The sequence below is a fragment of the Ruegeria sp. CDSA034 genome (assembly GCF_059612275.1).
Map to the genome: position 1 here is coordinate 184,743 of NZ_JBXWQH010000002.1, position 18,572 is coordinate 203,314.

An 18,572-nucleotide genomic window follows, 5' to 3' on the forward strand; every position below is an offset into this window, starting at 1 on the left:
CGAAAATGGGCCACTGGGTTAACGAATCATCCCAATTATTAACCTCAGCCACATGTGGATTCTGCGCCGCCCCAGCTGACGCCCATGAATTCCCACGATCAGAAATCATCATGTCAGCCGCCGCGCGCCTGGCCCGTCCAATACACAAAGCGCACAAGAATTGACAAACTACGCTCAAAAGACGCGCAGACAGGAAAATTCAGAAAACCTTGTTGAGACCTTCCCTAGGGGAAACACTCACTGAAGGCCTTATTTTATTGGCTCGGCCAAACCCACACTGGCAACCGGTTGATATCTATGCATTTGCTGCATAGCAGCATTGACGTTGTCGGGTATTGTGCAATCGCAGCATTTGATTATTTTCAATCTCAAGCAAGCGCCGGACAACACCGGCAACAACGAATACATCGAGTAAAGCAAATGGCTGTAGCAACACAGAACACCGCGCTCAAAGGCGCACCGGCAGTTAGCCTGGCTTCGCTGTTCGAGGCGGCAAAGACCCGGTTCACCCGATATCGCGTCTATCGCCAGACAGTTCACGAACTGTCTGATCTGTCGAACCGCGAACTGGCTGATCTGGGGCTTCACCGCTCAATGATCCGCCGCCTGGCTCAGCAAGCGGCCGAAGAGCACGTCGCGCGTTAAGCGACACAGAAACATCGAGATCAGGTCCTTCCTCCTCCCTTTTGGACCTGTATTTCAGCGGCGACATCTCTCCTCCTCCCTGATGTCGCCGCCCTTAATACCGGCCTTGAACGCCGGAACGTGACACACCGGGTACTCCTCCTCCCTTTCCCGGTGTTGAAAGCGCGCGGCGACGTCTCTCCTCCTCCCTGACGTCGCCGCGTCTTCCTCATACCGGGATCAAACCCGGGTTCGGATACATCGGGGCTCTCCTCCTCCCTGCCCTGATGTTGAAAAGAACGGCGGTTCCCTCTCCTCCTCCCTGGGAACCGCCGTTTTTGTTTTTGCAGACAAGAAAAAAGCGCCGCGGTCGAAACCGGGCGCTTTTCAAAAAGATCGAGCATGTGCCGTCAGGCAAATTCCGTTTGCTTAAAACGGCACATCATCCTTGGCGGACAGAAAGCGGGAAACCACTTTTTTCAATCCAGCCTTTTCGAAATCGACCTCAACCTTGTCGCCTTCGATGCCGATCACTGCGCCATAGCCGAATTTCTGATGAAACACGCGCTCGCCAAGGGTGAAACTGGCGACCGCAGTCGCGTCAATCACCGTATTGCGGCTTTCGCGGGGTTGGGACGTTCCATACTGCCCCTGCCGGGCCTGCAATCGCCGCCAACCGGGGGAGTTATAGACATTGGCCTCGGCCGCACGGGTTTCGATACCGGCAGTCGGCTGACCACCCCCATACAGCCCCGGCGGCGTCAGAACTTCGACATGATCTTCAGGCAACTCGTCAATGAACCGCGACGGCATCGCGTTTTGCCATTGACCAAACACCCGACGATTGGCCGCAAAAGAAATCGTACAGATCTCTTCCGCGCGTGTGATGCCGACATAGGCCAATCGCCGTTCTTCCTCGAGTCCCTTGATCCCGGATTCGTCCATCGACCTTTGCGACGGGAACAACCCGTCCTCCCACCCCGGCAGGAACACGGCCGGGAACTCCAGCCCCTTTGCCGCGTGCAGGGTCATGATCGAGACTTTTGCCCCGTCCGATTCCTTCTCGTTGTCCATCACCAGGCTGACATGTTCCAAAAACCCTTGCAGATTCTCGAAATTATCCAGTTGGTTGACCAATTCCTTGAGGTTTTCCAACCGCCCCGGAGCCTCAGGCGTTTTCTCGTTCTGCCAGTGGGCCGTATAGCCGGATTCGTCCAGGATGATCCGCGCCAACTCAATATGTGACACCTCTGGCTCACCAAACCGCATCGGAGCTGTGCCGTCATCAATCACAGAATCATCGTCGACTTCGATCTTGGGCCCGCGCGTCATCGCGTTCCAACGCGCCAACCCATCGATAAGCTCGCGCAGTGCTTTGCCGCCTTTGCCTTTGATCAGCCCATTGTCGACAGCAATCCGCGCCCCATCGACCAGCGACACGCCATTTTCCCGCGCCGTCATCTGAATCGTCTGCTGCGCCTTGTCACCAAGCCCGCGTTTCGGGGTATTCACGATCCGCTCGAAGGCCAGATCGTCGCCGGGGCTAACCACCAGCCGGAAATAGGCCATCGCGTCACGGATCTCCATCCGCTCATAGAATCGTGGGCCGCCTATGACCTTGTAGGGCAGGCCGATGGTCAGAAAACGGTCCTCAAACGCGCGCATTTGATGGCTGGCCCGCACGAGAATCGCAATTTCATCCAGATTAAAGGGCCGCGCACCGCGCGTTCCCCCCTGCATTGCGTCGATCTCTTCACCGATCCAGCGCGCCTCTTCCTCGCCATCCCAGTGGCCAATTAATCGTACTTTTTCGCCATCCTGCGCATCAGTCCACAGTTCTTTGCCCAACCGGCTTTCATTGCCGCGAATTACATTGGACGCAGCCGCCAGAATATGTGGGGTTGAACGATAATTTTGTTCCAGCCGGACAACATAAGCCCCGGGAAAATCTTTCTCGAACCGCAGGATGTTGCCCACTTCGGCCCCGCGCCAGCCATAAATTGACTGATCATCGTCCCCCACGCAACAAATGTTCTTGTGCACCCCGGCCAGCAACCGCAACCACAAATATTGGGCGACGTTGGTATCCTGGTATTCGTCCACGAGAATGTAGCGGAACCAGCGTTGGTATTGCTCCAACACATCCTGATGAGTCTGGAAGATCGTGACCATGTGCAACAGTAGGTCGCCAAAATCCACCGCGTTCAGCTCTCGCAGACGAGTTTGGTACTGCGCGTAGATCTCGAGACCTTTGTGGTTATAAGCCCCCGCATCGGCTGCCGGCACTTTGTCGGGCGTCAGGGCGCGGTTCTTCCAGTCATCAATGATGCCGGCCAACATGCGCGCAGGCCAGCGTTTGTCATCAATATTAGCCGCTTGAATCAGCTGTTTGAGCAGCCGCAACTGATCATCCGTATCCAGAATGGTGAAATTTGATTTCAGATCGACCAGTTCCGCGTGCCGCCGCAGCAGCTTGACGCAGATCGAGTGGAACGTGCCCAGCCAAGGCATCCCCTCGGCTGGTTGCCCCAACAAACGGCCCACGCGGTTCTTCATCTCGCGCGCGGCCTTGTTGGTGAATGTCACCGACAAGATCTCGTTCGGGCGCGCACGCCCAATACTAAGCAGATGCGCGATACGCGCGGTCAGTGCCTTGGTTTTGCCCGTACCTGCGCCTGCCAGCATCAGGACAGGCCCATCCAGTCGCTCGACCGCGTCACGTTGCGCCGGGTTCAGCTCGTCCAGATAAGGCATAGGGCGCGCGGCCATGGCGCGCGCGGACAGGGATGCGCCCTCAAAGGCGTCCATTTCGTCGAAACTGCTCATCTTGCCAAACTACGCTGGATGTTGGCCGAGGGAAAGGGTTTGTTCACGCCTTGTTCGCATAGATTTTGTTACTCCGTTACGATCAATTCTAATCAAGCGACTTGGACTGAGAACGATTTCATTAACCATCTGTAAAACACCCGCCGCGATGATCAGTAAATTGCTGTGGGAGCGCGTAGGTATGACTCAGGATAATCGGGGGGCCGTAAATCACCGGCTGAAATGGATCGGTATCAGCATGTTGCTGATTTCTCTGGCAATTGGATGCGGCTGGGGAATTTACAAATTGCCTGCGCCGCTGGTCGACAGGATGCTAAAGGTCGACATTCTCAAGCAAGCCGAGCTGTGGAAGCGCCGCGTCGTCTTGCATCTGGAGGACCCCGAGAGCGCGCTTAAGACCGGCGTGATTGATGCGCATGACGCCGAATTTCTGGCCGCGATGCCCGAAGCTTCTGATGTTTACCGCTTCAAATTGCTCGACTCGAATGGGCGTGTCACCTGGTCGACTCGTCCGACAGAGGTAGGCAGTGTTGAAAACCGTGATTTCTTTCGCAGCGACGTAGCCAGAGGAATGATTCACTACATTCAGGAAGTAGTTCCACTGTCCGAGATCGACGGGCTTGATCTGCATACCGACAATATCCTGAACGCAACGCAGCACCATGTTGCCGAAGTCTTTATGCCGGTGGCCAAGAATGGGCGTTTCATCGGCGCCATCGAATTCTTTACTGATATCTCCGATTTGCGCACCACGTTCATCACGCGGCTTAGGATTTCTTTGACCGTTCTAAGTGTCATAGCCCTGCTTGCGCTTGTTGCCGTGTCCTTTGCCAGCTACCGGGCGAACCGCTTGCAACTGCGGGCCCTGCAAAAACAATCTGCAAAAGAGCGTGATCTGATGGAAGATCAACTGCGCCTGGCCCGCGAAGTCCGATTGCTGGGCGAATTGAACGAGTGGTTACAATCCAGCCGGTCCTTGGACGAGCTGTTCGATATGGTCTCGCGCTTCATGACCCATATCCTACCCGAGGCTGAGGGCAGCGTTTACGTGTATTCCAACTCGCGCGACGTCCTGGATGGCTGTGCCAGTTGGAATGGCGGGACCCATAAGGCGCACATCCATCCCGAAGGGTGTTGGGGGCTTCGGCGTGGCCGAACCTATGAATACGGCGCGTCTGAGATCGACTTTGTCTGTGAACACGCCGAACCACATGACGGGCGACCCTATTTCTGCTTTCCGATACTGGCGCATGGGGAAACGGTCGGCCTTCTGCACCTCCGCGCCCTTGAGGGAACAGATGAGGCGTTTCACACGAGTAAAAAGCTGGCACAGCTCAGCGCCGAACAGATCAGTATGGCGATTGCCAATGTACGGATGCGCGATCAGTTGCATGACCAGTCCGTCCGGGACCCTTTGACCGGGCTGTTCAACCGGCGGCATATGCTTGAAACCCTGCGCAAATCGATCAACCGCAGTCAGCAAACCGGCGCACCGCTCAGCCTGATTGCCGTGGATGTCGATCATTTCAAGAAATTCAACGACACCCATGGGCATGATGCCGGTGACATGGTGTTGCGTGCAGTTGGTGCCGCTTTGGAACAGGGCTGCGACCGGGATGAAGTTGCCTGCCGCATTGGTGGTGAAGAATTTATGCTGATCCTGCCCGACAATACATCAGACGACGCAGTCACCCGCGCCGAACAATTGCGGCAAGCGGTCGAGGCCGTCTCGGTGCGCTACGGTGAGAAATCCCTGCCCCGTATCACGATCTCGGTTGGGGTTTCGCATTATCCGGCACATGGCACCATGCCGCAGGATCTGATGCGCGCTGCCGATGATGCGTTGTATGCGGCAAAGGACAAAGGTCGCAATCAAGTGCAGGTCGCCGGCAGCGGAAGTGACTCACAGCAGATTTCCCAGCTCAAAAAGCCGGTAAAAGCCATTGGTGGGAAATCAACGGCTTAAAATCCTTGCCGAATCGCGCCTTTGGTCCGATCAATCCCCATGGACCTTCATAGTCGCTTTCCCGGCATCGCCGATCTGAAACACCGCGCCCAGCGCAGGATTCCTCATTTTGTCTGGGAGTATCTGGACAGCGGAACCGGGGTTGAAGCCACGCTGCGCCGCAATCGCGAGGGATTGGACCGCGTCGGTTTCCTGCCGTCTATCCTGCACGGACCATTGGAATTTGACACTTCGACCGAGTTCCTGGGTCAGACCTACCCATTACCGTTCGGCGTTGCCCCGATCGGTATGGCCGGCCTGATTTGGCCTGATGCCGAAGCTCATCTTGCCCGCGCTGCCGCAAGCGCCGGTCTGCCTTTTACCCTATCCAACGTTGCCTGCCAAAGCCCCGAGGACGTCGCGCCGCATCTGGGTGACAACGCGTGGTTTCAGCTTTATCCGCCAAGGGACCCGGACATTCGTAAGGATCTTCTGAATCGGGTCCGGGATGCTGGCTTTACGACGCTTGTGATGACCGCAGACGTTCCGGTTGCATCCCGACGCGAACGGCAGACACGCTCGGGCCTGACCAATCCACCAAGATTGACGCCGCGCCTGCTAGCCCAAATCGCGATGCGGCCGGAATGGGCGCTTGGAATAGCGCGCAGCGGGCCGCCGCGGATGCGGACACTGGACAAGTATACGGACAACTCCAGCAACTTGCCCCCGACGGCCCATGTTGGGTATCTGCTCCGCACGTCTCCGGACATGGACTATGTTCACTGGCTGCGCGATGCCTGGGATGGCCCGCTGATCGTGAAAGGCGTGCAGCGCCCTGAAGATGCCGAGCCATTGCAGCGGGCTGGCGTCGACGCCATCTGGATATCGAATCACGGCGGACGACAATTCGATGGTGCCCCCGCCGGAATCGACGCCTTGCCTGCAATCCGCGCGGCCACAGACCTGCCCCTGATCTTCGACAGTGGTATCGAAGGTGGTCTGGACATCTTGCGTGCCAAGGCCCTTGGGGCCGATTTTGTGATGCTGGGCCGTGGCTTCATGTATGGGCTGGCCGCCCTCGGCGCCAAAGGCCCTGCCCATGTCATCGACATTTTGCGGCAGGATATGCACGCGAATATGGGTCAAATGGGGGCTGTGTCGCTGAATCACCTGCCCCCAGTCGTGCCGCTTGCCGATGCTGCGGTGCAGCGTTATTAGATAAATAGCGCTAATAGGGGGCGTTTGCGAGCGTTAACATGCCGGTTCTACCCAGAACGACTGATATACGTGCGCGTATTGTCCGCCTATCAACACGGCCAAACAAGTAGGACCGGGACTCGACATGACTGAATTCACCAAGATCCTGATCGCCAATCGAGGCGAGATTGCCATTCGCGTTATGCGCGCCGCCAATGAGATGGGCAAACGCACCGTTGCCGTCTTTGCCGAAGAGGACAAGCTGGGCTTGCATCGGTTCAAAGCGGACGAAGCCTATCGCATTGGCGAAGGGATGGGGCCTGTTGCGGCCTACCTGAGCATCGATGAGATCATCCGCGTCGCTAAAGAATGTGGGGCAGATGCGATCCATCCCGGCTATGGCCTGCTGTCCGAGAACCCGGACTTTGTCGATGCCTGCGTGCAGAACGGCATCACCTTTATTGGCCCGAAGGCGGAAACCATGCGCGCCTTGGGTGACAAGGCCAGCGCGCGCCGCGTGGCCGTCGCGGCGGGTGTGCCTGTGATTCCGGCGACTGAGGTTCTGGGCGATGACATGGATGCGATCCGGGCCGAGGCAAAAGAAATCGGTTATCCCCTGATGCTCAAGGCGTCGTGGGGCGGTGGCGGGCGCGGTATGCGCCCGATCCTATCCGAGGATGAACTGGAAGAGATGGTTCTGGAAGGCCGTCGCGAGGCCGAGGCCGCGTTCGGCAATGGCGAGGGTTATCTGGAAAAGATGATCATCCGCGCCCGCCATGTCGAGGTGCAGATTCTGGGCGACAAGCATGGTGAGATCTATCACCTGTATGAACGCGACTGCTCGGTCCAGAGACGGAACCAGAAGGTGGTCGAGCGCGCCCCTGCCCCGTATCTGTCCGAAGAGCAGCGTGCCGAGATCTGCGAACTGGGCCGCAAAATCTGCGCCCATGTGAATTATGAATGCGCCGGCACTGTTGAATTCCTTATGGATATGGAAACCGGCAAGTTCTACTTCATCGAAGTGAACCCACGTGTTCAGGTGGAACACACCGTCACCGAAGAAGTCACCGGTATCGACATCGTTCAGGCGCAAATCCTGATTGCCGAAGGCAAAACTCTGGCCGAGGCCACCGGCGCAAACAGCCAGTCGGATGTGCACCTGACCGGCCACGCGCTGCAAACCCGGATCACCACCGAGGACCCGCAAAACAACTTCATTCCCGACTACGGTCGTATCACTGCCTATCGCTCGGCCACTGGCATGGGCATCCGTCTGGATGGCGGCACCGCTTATGCGGGGGGTGTGATCACGCGCTATTACGACTCGCTGTTGACCAAAGTGACTGCCAAGGCGCCGACACCCGAGGCTGCGATTGCCCGGATGGACCGCGCTTTGCGTGAATTCCGAATTCGCGGCGTCAGCACCAATATCGACTTTGTCATCAACCTGCTCAAACACCCGACTTTCTTGTCGAATGAATATACGACCAAATTCATCGACACGACGCCGGATCTGTTCTCCTTTAAACGCCGCCGCGACCGGGGCACCAAGGTTCTGACCTACATCGCCGACATCACGGTGAACGGGCATCCCGAGACCAAGGACCGCCCCGAACCTCGCGCTGATCTGAAAGACGCAAAGCCCCCGGCACCGAACTCCGAGCCGCAGATGGGCGCTCGCAACCTGCTGGAACAAAAAGGTCCGCAAGCCGTTGCTGATTGGATGAAGGCGCAGCGCCAGCTTCTGATCACCGACACAACCATGCGTGACGGGCATCAGTCTCTGCTGGCGACCCGGATGCGTTCGATCGACATGATCAAAGTGGCACCAACCTATGCAGCGAACTTGCCCCAGCTATTCTCGATCGAGTGCTGGGGGGGCGCGACCTTTGACGTGGCCTATCGTTTCTTGCAGGAATGCCCGTGGCAGCGCCTGCGCGACCTGCGCGAGGCGATGCCGAACCTGATGACCCAGATGCTGCTGCGCGGCGCGAACGGGGTCGGTTACACCAATTACCCTGACAACGTTGTGCAGGAGTTCGTGCGTCAAGCATCGCAGAACATCGACGTGTTCCGTGTGTTCGACTCGTTAAACTGGGTCGAGAATATGCGCGTGGCCATGGACGCCGTGGTTGAGAACGGCAAAATCTGTGAGGGCACCGTCTGTTACACCGGTGATATTCTGGACCCGGACCGCGCCAAGTATGACCTGAAATACTATGTCGGCATGGCGAAAGAACTGCGCGATGCAGGTGCACACGTTCTGGGTCTGAAGGATATGGCGGGTCTTTTGAAACCGGCCTCGGCCAAAATCCTGATCCGTGCGCTGAAGGAAGAGGTCGGCCTGCCAATCCACTTCCACACACACGATACTGCCGGTATCGCCAGCGCCACCATTCTCGCTGCATCCGAGGCGGGCGTGGACGCGGTGGATTGCGCGATGGACAGCTTCTCGGGCAACACTTCGCAGGCGACGCTGGGCACCGTGGTCGAAGCACTGCGCCATACCGAGCGCGACACCGGGTTGGACATCAAGGCCATCCGTGAGATCAGCGACTATTTCGAAGCGGTTCGCGGCCAGTACGCAGCCTTCGAATCCAGTCTGCAGGCTCCGGCTTCTGAGGTTTACTTGCACGAGATGCCCGGCGGACAGTTCACCAACCTCAAGGCGCAGGCGCGTTCGCTGGGGCTGGAAGAACGTTGGCACGAGGTCGCTCAGATGTATGCTGACGTGAACCGGATGTTCGGTGACATCGTGAAGGTGACACCGTCATCCAAGGTGGTCGGTGACATGGCGCTGATGATGGTCAGCCAGAACATGACCCGCGAACAGGTCGAAAACCCGGATACCGATGTGGCCTTCCCCGACTCGGTTGTGGACATGATGCGCGGCAATTTGGGTCAACCTCCGGGCGGGTTCCCCGACACTATCGTAACGAAGGTCCTCAAGGATGAAACACCCAACACAGATCGCCCGGGCAAGGATGTCCCACCGGTTGACCTTGAAGGCACACGCGCCGAGCTGTCCCAACTTTTGGAAGGCAAAGAGGTCGATGACGAGGATCTGAACGGCTATCTGATGTATCCAAAGGTGTTCCTGGACTACATGGGGCGTCACCGGGCTTACGGACCTGTGCGCACTCTTCCCACGCGCACCTTCTTCTACGGCATGGAACCCGGCGAAGAGATCACGGCCGAGATCGACCCCGGCAAAACACTGGAAATCCGCTGTCAGGCCATCGGTGAGACCGATGAAAAGGGCGAGGTCAAAGTGTTCTTTGAACTCAACGGCCAACCGCGCGTGATCCGGGTTCCAAACCGACTGGTGACCTCAACCACGCAATCCCGTCCTAAAGCCGAGGCAGGCAACCCCAACCACATCGGCGCGCCGATGCCAGGTGTGGTGGCCACCGTCGCCGTGGCTGCGGGTCAGGAGGTCAAGGAAGGCGACATGCTGCTGACCATCGAAGCGATGAAGATGGAAACCGGCATCCACGCCGAGCGCGATGCGACGGTCAAGGCTGTGCATGTTCAGCCGGGCAGCCAGATTGACGCAAAGGACCTACTGGTCGAACTGGAATAAACGACCTAACCTTTTCGGGAACAAGGGCCGTTCGGGGAACCGGGCGGCCCTTTTTTGATCCTGAAAGGAGCAGACCATGCTGTCCATCACCCCAGTCTATGCCGCATTGCTGGCACTTCTCTATGTCGCGCTCAGTGTGCGGGTCATCATGCAGCGCCGCGGCGACAAGATTTCTTACGGCGATGGTGGCAACACCGACATGCTCAAAGTGATGCGCACGCATTCCAACTTTGCCGAATATGCACCGTTTGCCCTGTTGCTGATCGCCATGGTCGAGCTGCAGGGCGCCGGTGGCTGGTTGGTCAATCTGTTGGGCCTTGGCATTCTGGCCGGGCGCGTGCTGCATGCCTATGGGTTCGGCCGCAAACCGCAGATCGTGATTCTGCGCCAGATCGGCATGTTGCTGACCTTCGCCGTGATTGTGGTAGCAGCCATAGCCAGCCTTTTGATGGCGCTGTGAACCGGATGGCGGGGATTACCCCGCCAAAATCTGCGTTTCGATTCGAGGGGATTCCGTAAAAATTGATTCGACATCGCCCATTTGATTCTCGCCTTTGCCAGACACCGCCGTAGCCAGCAAAATCATCGCCGCCAGGGCCGCCATCTTCAGATCCTTAGTATACGTCATTTTCGTCACCTCCACCGTTCTTATTCTTGGATGCTCAGGTTCTTGAACGGTTAAGAGGCGCGTTTCCGTCGCAAAGAATTTTCCTCTTTTTTGTTTTTTCCGCTTGAAGCCCTGCTTGGGAATTAATACACCCCTCCTCACTCAACGGCGCGGGCGTAGCTCAGGGGTAGAGCATAACCTTGCCAAGGTTAGGGTCGGGCGTTCGAATCGCCTCGCCCGCTCCATTGAGAGACCGAATGGTCGAAAATATGTATCTGATGCGGGCGTAGCTCAGGGGTAGAGCATAACCTTGCCAAGGTTAGGGTCGGGCGTTCGAATCGCCTCGCCCGCTCCAGATACAAACCTCTCTGAACATGCTGGTTCTTTGTCTGGTGTTGCGGCATTCTCGAATGGCACGCAATCACAACAGAGGTGCGCTGATGCCAGAATACGTTATTCGCGCTTTGACTGAAGACGAAGTTCAAACGGCCGTCGATTGGGCCGGCCAGGAAGGCTGGAACCCGGGGCTACACGACGCGGTCTGCTTTCGGGGTTCCGACCCCGAAGGGTTTAAGGGCGGGTTCCTGGATGGGCAGATGATCGCATCGGCCTCTGCCGTGAATTATGACGATAACTACTCGTTTTTAGGCTTTTATATCGTGCAACCCGAGTATCGCGGATCGGGATATGGGCTGCAGGTTGCCGAGGCAGTCAAGGCCCATTGTCAGCACCGGAACATGGGCATGGATGGCGTTGTCGAACAGCAGGACAATTATCGAAAATTCGGGTTCGAGCTGGCCTATGACAATTACCGCTTCTCGGGCACGGTGGGTAAAATCCTAGATCAACTGGGCCGGTCCCTTCACGATCAGATCACGCCCCTCAGCGCCCTGACGGACGAGCTGAAATCGTATGACCGGGGCTTGTTCCCTGCCCCGCGCGACACATTCCTTCACGCCTGGCTCGGTGCGCCCAGCCACGTCTCTCGCGTGTTCGAAGAAGATGGTCAGATCAAGGGCTATGCAACCCTGCGGCGATGTTTGAGTGGTTACAAAGTTGGCCCCCTTTTTGCGGACCGCCCTGAGATCGCACAAGCCCTTTTGGTATCGCTGCTAACGACACTTCCCGCCGATCAGATGGATGCGGAGGTCTTCATCGACATGCCCAACCCCAACGCGCATGCTATGGCAATGGCGCAACAGTTGGGTCTGACCAAAGTCTTCGAAACAGGTCGCATGTATTCCAGCCACGCACCGGATATTGATCTGGACCGGATTTACGGCATCACAACATTCGAACTGGGGTAATTTCACCCCACACTCGACATTCCAAAAGCGCAATTACAAAAAGGAAATCTACAGAATGCCCAGCGAAACCCAAAAGCGGTTGCTGCTTGAGATGTTTGAGAATCTGCCGGGCGTGGTTTTCATGCTTTTGTTTCGGGCCACGGATGATATGCGATTGGCCGGGTGGATCGGCACGGTTCTGGCCGCCTCGGTTTGCGTTACCTATGTCAGGAAAACGCTGCGTCCACAGCCCATTTTACTTGGTATCAATCTCTTCATGGTGGCGATCACGCCACTGATCGAATGCCTGATCTTGCTTGGCTATCGCGACACGGCGACGATTTTGACCCGGAACATCGCGACCCTCGTTATTATGAGCGTTTTCTTGACGGGTGTCGTTTTGACCTTGTTCAGAACGAACGGATTCCTGAACTATCAGACCAATGGGACAAAACAGAGAAACACGCACTCTGCCGTTTTGCTGATTGTCTGCGCTTTCGGTGTGGTTTGGTCGCAATTGGCCGGAGAAAACTATCTGGTCTCGCTTGGCATTCCGCTGATGGTATTGTTCGGTGTGCATCAGTTGCTCCGGGCAGGAACAACTGATCAGCAGGCGCGCAATGGCGCGATTTTGGCAAGTGCCGCGCCACAAGGTTCCGTGTCCGACGCTTCGGCCTGACTCAGAACGCCTTGAAGGTCATAGTGGTCAGCGAACGCTCGATATTCGGGATCACAAGCAGGTTTTCATTGATGAAATGACCGACATCGTCGGTTTCAGGGATGTAGAGCTTGAGTAGCAGGTCATATTCGCCGCTGGTCGAGTAAAGCTCGGAGTGAATCTCGCGCAGCGCGATCTCTTCGGCGACCTTATAGGTGGTGCCGGGTGTGCAGCGGATCTGAATGAAAACGCAGGTGGACATGTTTTGGACCTGTTGATTGAGTTTCCGGCAGGCTGGCATGGCACGTCACCGGGCGCAATCCCCTGCAACAGATTGTAGTGAAAGCAACGCTTGGCCTGGATAAGCCGACCAATCCCCGTCTATAAGCGCGCCTGTAGCAAAAGGAATTCGCCCATGCGCAGCGCAAAGATCAGCCGTCAAACCGCCGAGACCGAGATTTCGGTCGAGGTCAATCTTGACGGAACCGGCACCTATGACAACCAAACCGGTGTTGGGTTCTTCGATCACATGCTGGACCAACTTGCGCGCCATTCGCTGATCGACATGACGATCCGCGCCAAGGGTGATTACCACATCGACGACCACCACACGGTTGAGGATACCGGTATTGCACTGGGTCAGGCGCTGACACAGGCCTTGGGCGACAAGAAGGGTATCCGACGCTATGGCGAGTGCCACCTGCCCATGGATGACGCGCAAGTACGCTGCGCTCTGGACTTGTCCGCGCGTCCTTTTCTGATCTGGAACGTGGACCTGCCGACACCCAAGATCGGCAACTTTGACACCGAATTGGTGCGCGAGTTCTTTCAGGCGCTCAGCACCCACGGCGGCATCACGCTGCACATCGACCAGTTACACGGCTTCAACAGCCACCACATCGCCGAGGCCGCGTTTAAGGCCGTCGCGCGTGCGTTGCGTTTGGCGGTCGAAACCGATCCGCGCAAGGCGGACGCGATTCCGTCCACGAAGGGCGCGTTGTAGATGCTGACGGCCATTATCGACTACGAAAGTGGCAATCTGCACTCGGCCGAAAAGGCGTTTCAGCGCATGGCGCGCGAGATGGGCGCGGGTGAAGTTGTCGTAACCTCGGACGCGGAGGTGGTTGCCCGTGCGGACCGGCTGGTTCTACCCGGTGACGGAGCTTTTCCCGCCTGCGCGAATGAGCTGCGCGGGCACAAAGGCATCTACGACGCGATGGTCGAGGCCGTCGAACAGAAAGGCCGCCCCTTTCTGGGCATCTGCGTCGGCATGCAATTGATGGCCTCCAAGGGTCACGAATATCGCGAGACCGACGGTCTTGGCTGGATTGCAGGTGATGTGGTGCGGATCGAGCCGTCAGATAGTGCGCTGAAAGTACCGCATATGGGCTGGAACGATCTGGTTCTGGAAAGCGAGCACCCGGTCTTTGCCGGGGTGCAATCAGGCGATCACGCCTATTTCGTGCACTCCTACCATTTCCGTGTCACCGATCCGGCGCAGCGTCTGGCCTTTGTGGATTATGGGCAGGAGGTCACGGCCGTGATCGGCCGCGACACAATGGTTGGGATGCAGTTTCACCCTGAGAAAAGTCAGGATGTGGGCCTGCGGATGATCGGGAACTTCCTGACCTGGACGCCCTGAGCGTTTACTGAACCCGCGTCCAGTCCTGCCCGCGACACACGAGACCGCCCACAGCACAGCCTTTGACGGTCAGCTTGTTCTGGCTGTCCAGCGTCATTTTCGAGCTGTAGGTCTTGTCCCGGTCCGGGGCCCAGATCTTGCCGCCGCTATAGCTGCCGCCGCCATCGGGCACCATATCCCAGATGATCTGCTTGCCGAGGTTTTCATACGCCAGCTGCTCATTACCGTCTTTGTCAAAGGCGGTGTCGATGGTGCCACAAATCGCGCTGCCGCATTCCGAAATCGAAACGTGTAGATACCCACCGGTATCCCCGGGCTGAGTCTTCCAAAGACCGTCAACCGGATCGGCCGCAAAAGCAGCGCTGGCCAATACCGCAAACCCGGCTGCAAGTGTGAATGTTTTCATGATTTCCTCCCTTATTTCTGCTCAGTCTGGCCCGGCTGGGCAATTCCGGCAAGATTGACTTGGCGTCGCGTTGCATCCCCTGCCCCGCATGTGCGATATCCCGCGCGAACAAATCAGATATAGGGCCGCCTGACATGATCCTCTACCCCGCCATCGACCTCAAAGACGGACAGGCCGTACGCCTGCTGCGTGGTGAAATGGATAAGGCAACGGTGTTCAACGAAAACCCGGCGGCACAGGCCCGTGCTTTTGTCGAGGCAGGCTGTGAATGGCTTCACCTCGTCGATCTGAACGGCGCTTTCGCGGGTGAGCCGGTCAACGCCGCCCCGGTTGAAGCGATCCTGAGAGAATGCAACGTGCCCGCGCAGTTGGGCGGTGGCATTCGCGACATATCCACGATTGAGACATGGATCGACAAAGGTCTGGCGCGCGTGATTCTGGGCACCGTGGCTGTCGAAAACCCCGATCTGGTTCGTGAAGCTGCCAAGGAATTTCCGGGCAAAGTTGCTGTTGGCATCGATGCGCGCGACGGCATGGTGGCCACCAAGGGCTGGGCCGAAGAGACCAACGTGAAGGTCACCGATCTGGCCCGCAGTTTCGAGGACGCAGGCGTTGCGGCCATCATCTATACCGATATTAATCGCGACGGGGCGATGCAGGGGCCGAACATCCAGGCAACGGCAGATTTGGCCCGTGCGGTGTCAATCCCAGTCATCGCCTCGGGCGGGGTCAGTTCGCTGGATGATCTGATCGCCCTGCGTGATTGTGGCGTGGCATTGGACGGCGCGATCTCGGGCCGGGCGCTTTATGATGGCGCGATTGACCTTTCCGAGGCCATTCGCGCCTTAAGCTGATCACTCGGCCGCAACCGAAGTCAGCTTGGCAAGCGCACCGCGCATCTTTTCGATGACAGGTGATTTCTCGACTTCGTCGAGCTCATCCATCGTCTCTTTCGGATCCTCATAGGCCAGCCAGACCTGCCCGGTCTCGTCTTCGTATGCCTGCACTTTGAGCGGCAGGAAAAGCCCGGCACGTGGATCAATTTGCATCGCGGGTGTACCCAGTGCCGGGTTGCCAAAGATCAGAACCTGATTGGCGGGGATGGTCAGACCGACCTTTTCCGCACCAGCTGCATGATCGACGCGTGCAAAGACGGTCGCGCCCGCATTGCCAACGGCAGCTTCCAGGGCGTCCATCGCCTCTTGCACCGATTTGTTCGTGTTTACCTTGATGATGTCGTCAGCCATGGCAGACATCGCCCCTCCAAAAGTCAAAATTGTTGCCAATATCAGATTTCGCATATCGGGTTTCCTTCTGTAAATTTCATCCAAATTGTCTCAGCTTTTCGCGAACTTGCAATCACATCTCCGGCATCGGCGAAGCCTTGCCACGCACCCGACCCCTCGCAACTTTGAAACCCGCGCAGACCGTCCCGTATTCGAGAACAATAACCCATTCTGACAGATATTTTACCCAGCTTGGCCCAAACTTCGTCTTAATTCGCCTGTAGCAGTTCGCAAAAGAACTCGAGCAGGGAATTCCACCGTGAGTATTACCAGCACAGAATATTCGAACAATTCTTGGTTCAGAATTGCGATCATATTCAGCTTTTGCACCACAGTTTTTGTCAGCGCTTCTCTATTGTTTTTTGTTCAGCCCCTGTTTGCCAAGCTGGTCTTGCCGCAAATTGGTGGCGCTCCTGCGGTTTGGACGACCGCTATGCTGTTCTTTCAGGTGGTTCTGATCGTTGGCTACATTTACGCCCATGTGTTGACGAAATGGATCCCCTTGCGCTGGCAGCTTGTGACTCACCTGGCACTTTGGGCGGCTGCACTGACATACCTGCCCCTCTCAATTAGCGACGGCTGGAGTTATGACGCATCCAGCTCGACCGCGCTGCAAACCCTTAAGTTGTTTGCCCTGGGTGTCGGCCTGCCATTTGCGGTTCTTTCTGCGAATGCGCCATTGCTTCAGGCGTGGTATTCACGGTCCGGTGGGCCTTCGGCAGACGACCCCTATTTCCTATACAGCGCAAGTAACGTCGGTTCCCTGCTGGCTCTTTTGGCTTTTCCTTTGCTGGCAGACCCCCTTCTGGGTGCCAGTGCGACCAGTAAAATTTGGTCCATCGGGTTTGTCATCTTCGGTGGGTTAATGGCGATAAGTGGCCTTTTAGCGCTGCGCGGATCGAGCAGCGTCATTGCGCCGATCGCAGCTGATATCGCGAAGAGCACCCCAAAAATGAAGCAGATTGCAACCTGGATTGTGATCGCCTTTGTACCTTCATCTCTGATGCTGTCATTTACCACGAAAGCCAGCACAGATCTGGGCTCAATCCCGCTTATCTGGGTTGTGCCTCTGGCAACTTACCTTCTTTCCTTCATTTTCGCCTTTGCGAAATTGAAAAGACTAAGTGCGAAATCTCTACACGTTCCAATGATTTTGGCACTGGCGACAGGTGTAGTCTTGCTGTCCAACAAAATCGGCCACCATTCGGGCCCAATCGTCTTTTTGTTGTACGTTCCCGTACTGTTCGTAATCGCCCTGTATGCGCACAGGTTGCTTTACGAAATGAGGCCGCCAGCAGAACAGCTTACAGTGTTCTACATCGCGCTGTCGGTAGGCGGCGCATTCGGTGGATTGTTCAATTCAATCCTTGCCCCTTTAGCATTTGCCCAAGAAGTCGAGGCGCAGCTGACACTATTCCTGGCCAGCGGATTGCTCTTGATAGGAAAAGGAACAGTTACGCCCAGAAACCTGGCGATTGGTCTGATTGTCAGCTACCCGATCCTCCTTCTGTTCGGCATGATCGATGGAGTTGATCTTATTGCAGACGGGCCTCTGAGTGCACTTGTAGCAACCGCAATGCTGCTGGGTGCATTGATCCTGTTTCGCAGTCAACCTGCACGTATCGTCGCCATCATCGCGGCGCTGATGCTGCCGGTCCTTTGGCCACATAAGGGTTCGCTGCTTCAGGATCGGAGCTTCTTTGGAACCCATAGGGTCTACTCGGAATCGGGTCTGAGAATTTATCAAAACGGGACCACTCTGCACGGTTTGCAATTGGAGTCAGAATTTGGCGAAAAACCAACGCCGAAGTCATACTTCTACCCCAACGGTCCGATCGCTCAGGTCATAACATCCGATTTTGGGCGTGACGCCGACAGCATTGGTATTATCGGCCTCGGAGTTGGGGCTCTGGCCTGCTACAAACTTCCATCGCAGGAATGGGCCTTCTTTGAAATCGACGCCATGGTGGATCAAGTAGCGCGCGACCCATCCCTTTTCACCTACATCTCGGAATGTGCACCAAATTCGCCAACGCATCTTGGTGACGCTCGTATCGTCCTGGCGCAGACAGACTATACCTTCGATGTACTCGTTCTGGACGCCTACAGCTCTGACGCAATCCCCCTGCATCTGACAACTGAAGAAGCGGTGCGGATGTACATGGATCGACTGGTTGATGACGGGATTCTGGTTTTCCACATCACCAATCGCTACTACGACTTAGTTGACCCGCTGGCGCGCATTGCAGGCAAGCTTGGGCTTCATACCGCCAGTCAATTTCATCAGATCGAGCCGGACAGCAGTGAACTTGGCGCGCACGAATCCCATGTGATGATTGCCAGCCGAGACCAGTCTAAGATCGACAGTTTTGTTGAGAGCGGAAAATGGAAGGCCGTGGTTTCGGATGGAGGTGAGCCGTGGACGGACGACAAGGCCAATCTTCTGTCTGCGCTCAAATTGCTAAAGGACAAAAAGCAATAGAACCGGCGCAAGATCTTAGCCAATGATTGA

16 protein-coding genes and 2 tRNA genes are annotated in these 18,572 nt (G+C 56.7%); 13 read left to right on the top strand and 5 right to left on the bottom strand.

Going from position 1 to position 18,572, the window contains the following annotated elements; genetic code table 11:
• Window positions 1-420 precede the first annotated feature (420 nt).
• Window positions 421-645 (top strand): DUF1127 domain-containing protein, encoded by a 225-nt coding sequence (locus AC2FLJ_RS04805; RefSeq protein WP_058279568.1) that lies wholly within the window; start codon window positions 421-423, stop codon window positions 643-645.
• A gap of 408 nt (window positions 646-1,053) precedes the next feature.
• On the opposite strand, the gene AC2FLJ_RS04810 is transcribed toward AC2FLJ_RS04805, so the two are convergent.
• Window positions 1,054-3,450, bottom strand: coding sequence for an ATP-dependent helicase (locus tag AC2FLJ_RS04810; RefSeq protein ID WP_496704621.1), 2,397 nt, complete (start codon window positions 3,448-3,450; stop codon window positions 1,054-1,056).
• Window positions 3,451-3,631: 181 nt separating this feature from the next.
• On the opposite strand from AC2FLJ_RS04810, the gene AC2FLJ_RS04815 reads away from it, so the two are divergent.
• From AC2FLJ_RS04815 to AC2FLJ_RS04830, 4 genes are all read left to right on the top strand, one after another.
• Window positions 3,632-5,416: a sensor domain-containing diguanylate cyclase gene (locus AC2FLJ_RS04815; RefSeq protein WP_496704623.1), complete on the top strand. Its 1,785-nt coding sequence runs from the start codon at window positions 3,632-3,634 to the stop codon at window positions 5,414-5,416.
• A gap of 39 nt (window positions 5,417-5,455) precedes the next feature.
• Window positions 5,456-6,613, top strand: a complete 1,158-nt coding sequence (locus AC2FLJ_RS04820; protein ID WP_496704625.1) for an alpha-hydroxy acid oxidase — start codon at window positions 5,456-5,458, stop codon at window positions 6,611-6,613.
• Between the two features lie 124 nt (window positions 6,614-6,737).
• A complete protein-coding gene (locus AC2FLJ_RS04825; RefSeq protein ID WP_496695927.1) occupies window positions 6,738-10,175 on the top strand; it encodes a pyruvate carboxylase in 3,438 nt (1,145 codons plus the stop codon).
• A 76-nt stretch (window positions 10,176-10,251) separates the two neighbouring features.
• Window positions 10,252-10,635: an MAPEG family protein gene (locus AC2FLJ_RS04830; RefSeq protein ID WP_082637226.1), complete on the top strand. Its 384-nt coding sequence runs from the start codon at window positions 10,252-10,254 to the stop codon at window positions 10,633-10,635.
• A 15-nt stretch (window positions 10,636-10,650) separates the two neighbouring features.
• Here the strand turns inward: AC2FLJ_RS04830 and AC2FLJ_RS04835 are convergent, their stop codons facing one another.
• Window positions 10,651-10,779 carry a hypothetical protein gene (locus AC2FLJ_RS04835; RefSeq protein ID WP_496704628.1) on the bottom strand — a complete coding sequence of 43 codons (129 nt, stop codon included), beginning with the start codon at window positions 10,777-10,779 and terminating at the stop codon, window positions 10,651-10,653.
• 173 nt (window positions 10,780-10,952) lie between these two features.
• Between AC2FLJ_RS04835 and AC2FLJ_RS04840 the strand changes: the two genes are divergently transcribed.
• From AC2FLJ_RS04840 to AC2FLJ_RS04855, 4 genes are all read left to right on the top strand, one after another.
• A tRNA-Gly gene (locus tag AC2FLJ_RS04840) sits at window positions 10,953-11,027 on the top strand.
• Window positions 11,028-11,062: 35 nt separating this feature from the next.
• Window positions 11,063-11,137, top strand: a tRNA-Gly gene (locus tag AC2FLJ_RS04845).
• 55 nt (window positions 11,138-11,192) lie between these two features.
• A complete protein-coding gene (locus AC2FLJ_RS04850) occupies window positions 11,193-12,089 on the top strand; it encodes a GNAT family N-acetyltransferase (RefSeq protein ID WP_496704630.1) in 897 nt (298 codons plus the stop codon).
• Window positions 12,090-12,144: 55 nt separating this feature from the next.
• Window positions 12,145-12,747, top strand: a complete 603-nt coding sequence (locus AC2FLJ_RS04855; protein WP_496695931.1) for a hypothetical protein — start codon at window positions 12,145-12,147, stop codon at window positions 12,745-12,747.
• A 1-nt stretch (window position 12,748) separates the two neighbouring features.
• Here the strand turns inward: AC2FLJ_RS04855 and AC2FLJ_RS04860 are convergent, their stop codons facing one another.
• Window positions 12,749-12,988 (bottom strand): Lrp/AsnC family transcriptional regulator, encoded by a 240-nt coding sequence (locus tag AC2FLJ_RS04860; RefSeq protein WP_058274459.1) that lies wholly within the window; start codon window positions 12,986-12,988, stop codon window positions 12,749-12,751.
• A gap of 153 nt (window positions 12,989-13,141) precedes the next feature.
• Between AC2FLJ_RS04860 and hisB the strand changes: the two genes are divergently transcribed.
• Together hisB and hisH are read left to right on the top strand one after the other, a co-directional pair.
• A complete protein-coding gene (hisB, locus tag AC2FLJ_RS04865) occupies window positions 13,142-13,729 on the top strand; it encodes an imidazoleglycerol-phosphate dehydratase HisB (protein WP_282151628.1) in 588 nt (195 codons plus the stop codon).
• Window positions 13,730-14,368, top strand: coding sequence for an imidazole glycerol phosphate synthase subunit HisH (gene hisH / locus AC2FLJ_RS04870; protein ID WP_496695933.1), 639 nt, complete (start codon window positions 13,730-13,732; stop codon window positions 14,366-14,368). It begins immediately after the preceding gene.
• Window positions 14,369-14,372: 4 nt separating this feature from the next.
• Here hisH and AC2FLJ_RS04875 read toward each other — a convergent pair whose 3' ends face one another.
• Window positions 14,373-14,774 (bottom strand): DUF2147 domain-containing protein, encoded by a 402-nt coding sequence (locus AC2FLJ_RS04875; protein ID WP_058274317.1) that lies wholly within the window; start codon window positions 14,772-14,774, stop codon window positions 14,373-14,375.
• 134 nt (window positions 14,775-14,908) lie between these two features.
• Between AC2FLJ_RS04875 and hisA the strand changes: the two genes are divergently transcribed.
• A complete protein-coding gene (hisA, locus tag AC2FLJ_RS04880) occupies window positions 14,909-15,628 on the top strand; it encodes a 1-(5-phosphoribosyl)-5-[(5-phosphoribosylamino)methylideneamino]imidazole-4-carboxamide isomerase (RefSeq protein WP_496704633.1) in 720 nt (239 codons plus the stop codon).
• On the opposite strand, the gene AC2FLJ_RS04885 is transcribed toward hisA, so the two are convergent.
• Complete coding sequence (locus tag AC2FLJ_RS04885) at window positions 15,629-16,075, bottom strand: DUF302 domain-containing protein (RefSeq protein WP_058274315.1); 447 nt, start codon at window positions 16,073-16,075, stop codon at window positions 15,629-15,631.
• A gap of 418 nt (window positions 16,076-16,493) precedes the next feature.
• Between AC2FLJ_RS04885 and AC2FLJ_RS04890 the strand changes: the two genes are divergently transcribed.
• The gene (locus AC2FLJ_RS04890; RefSeq protein WP_496704636.1) at window positions 16,494-18,542 is read left to right on the top strand and encodes a fused MFS/spermidine synthase; all 2,049 of its coding nucleotides are present in this window, start codon (window positions 16,494-16,496) and stop codon (window positions 18,540-18,542) included.
• Window positions 18,543-18,572 lie beyond the last annotated feature (30 nt).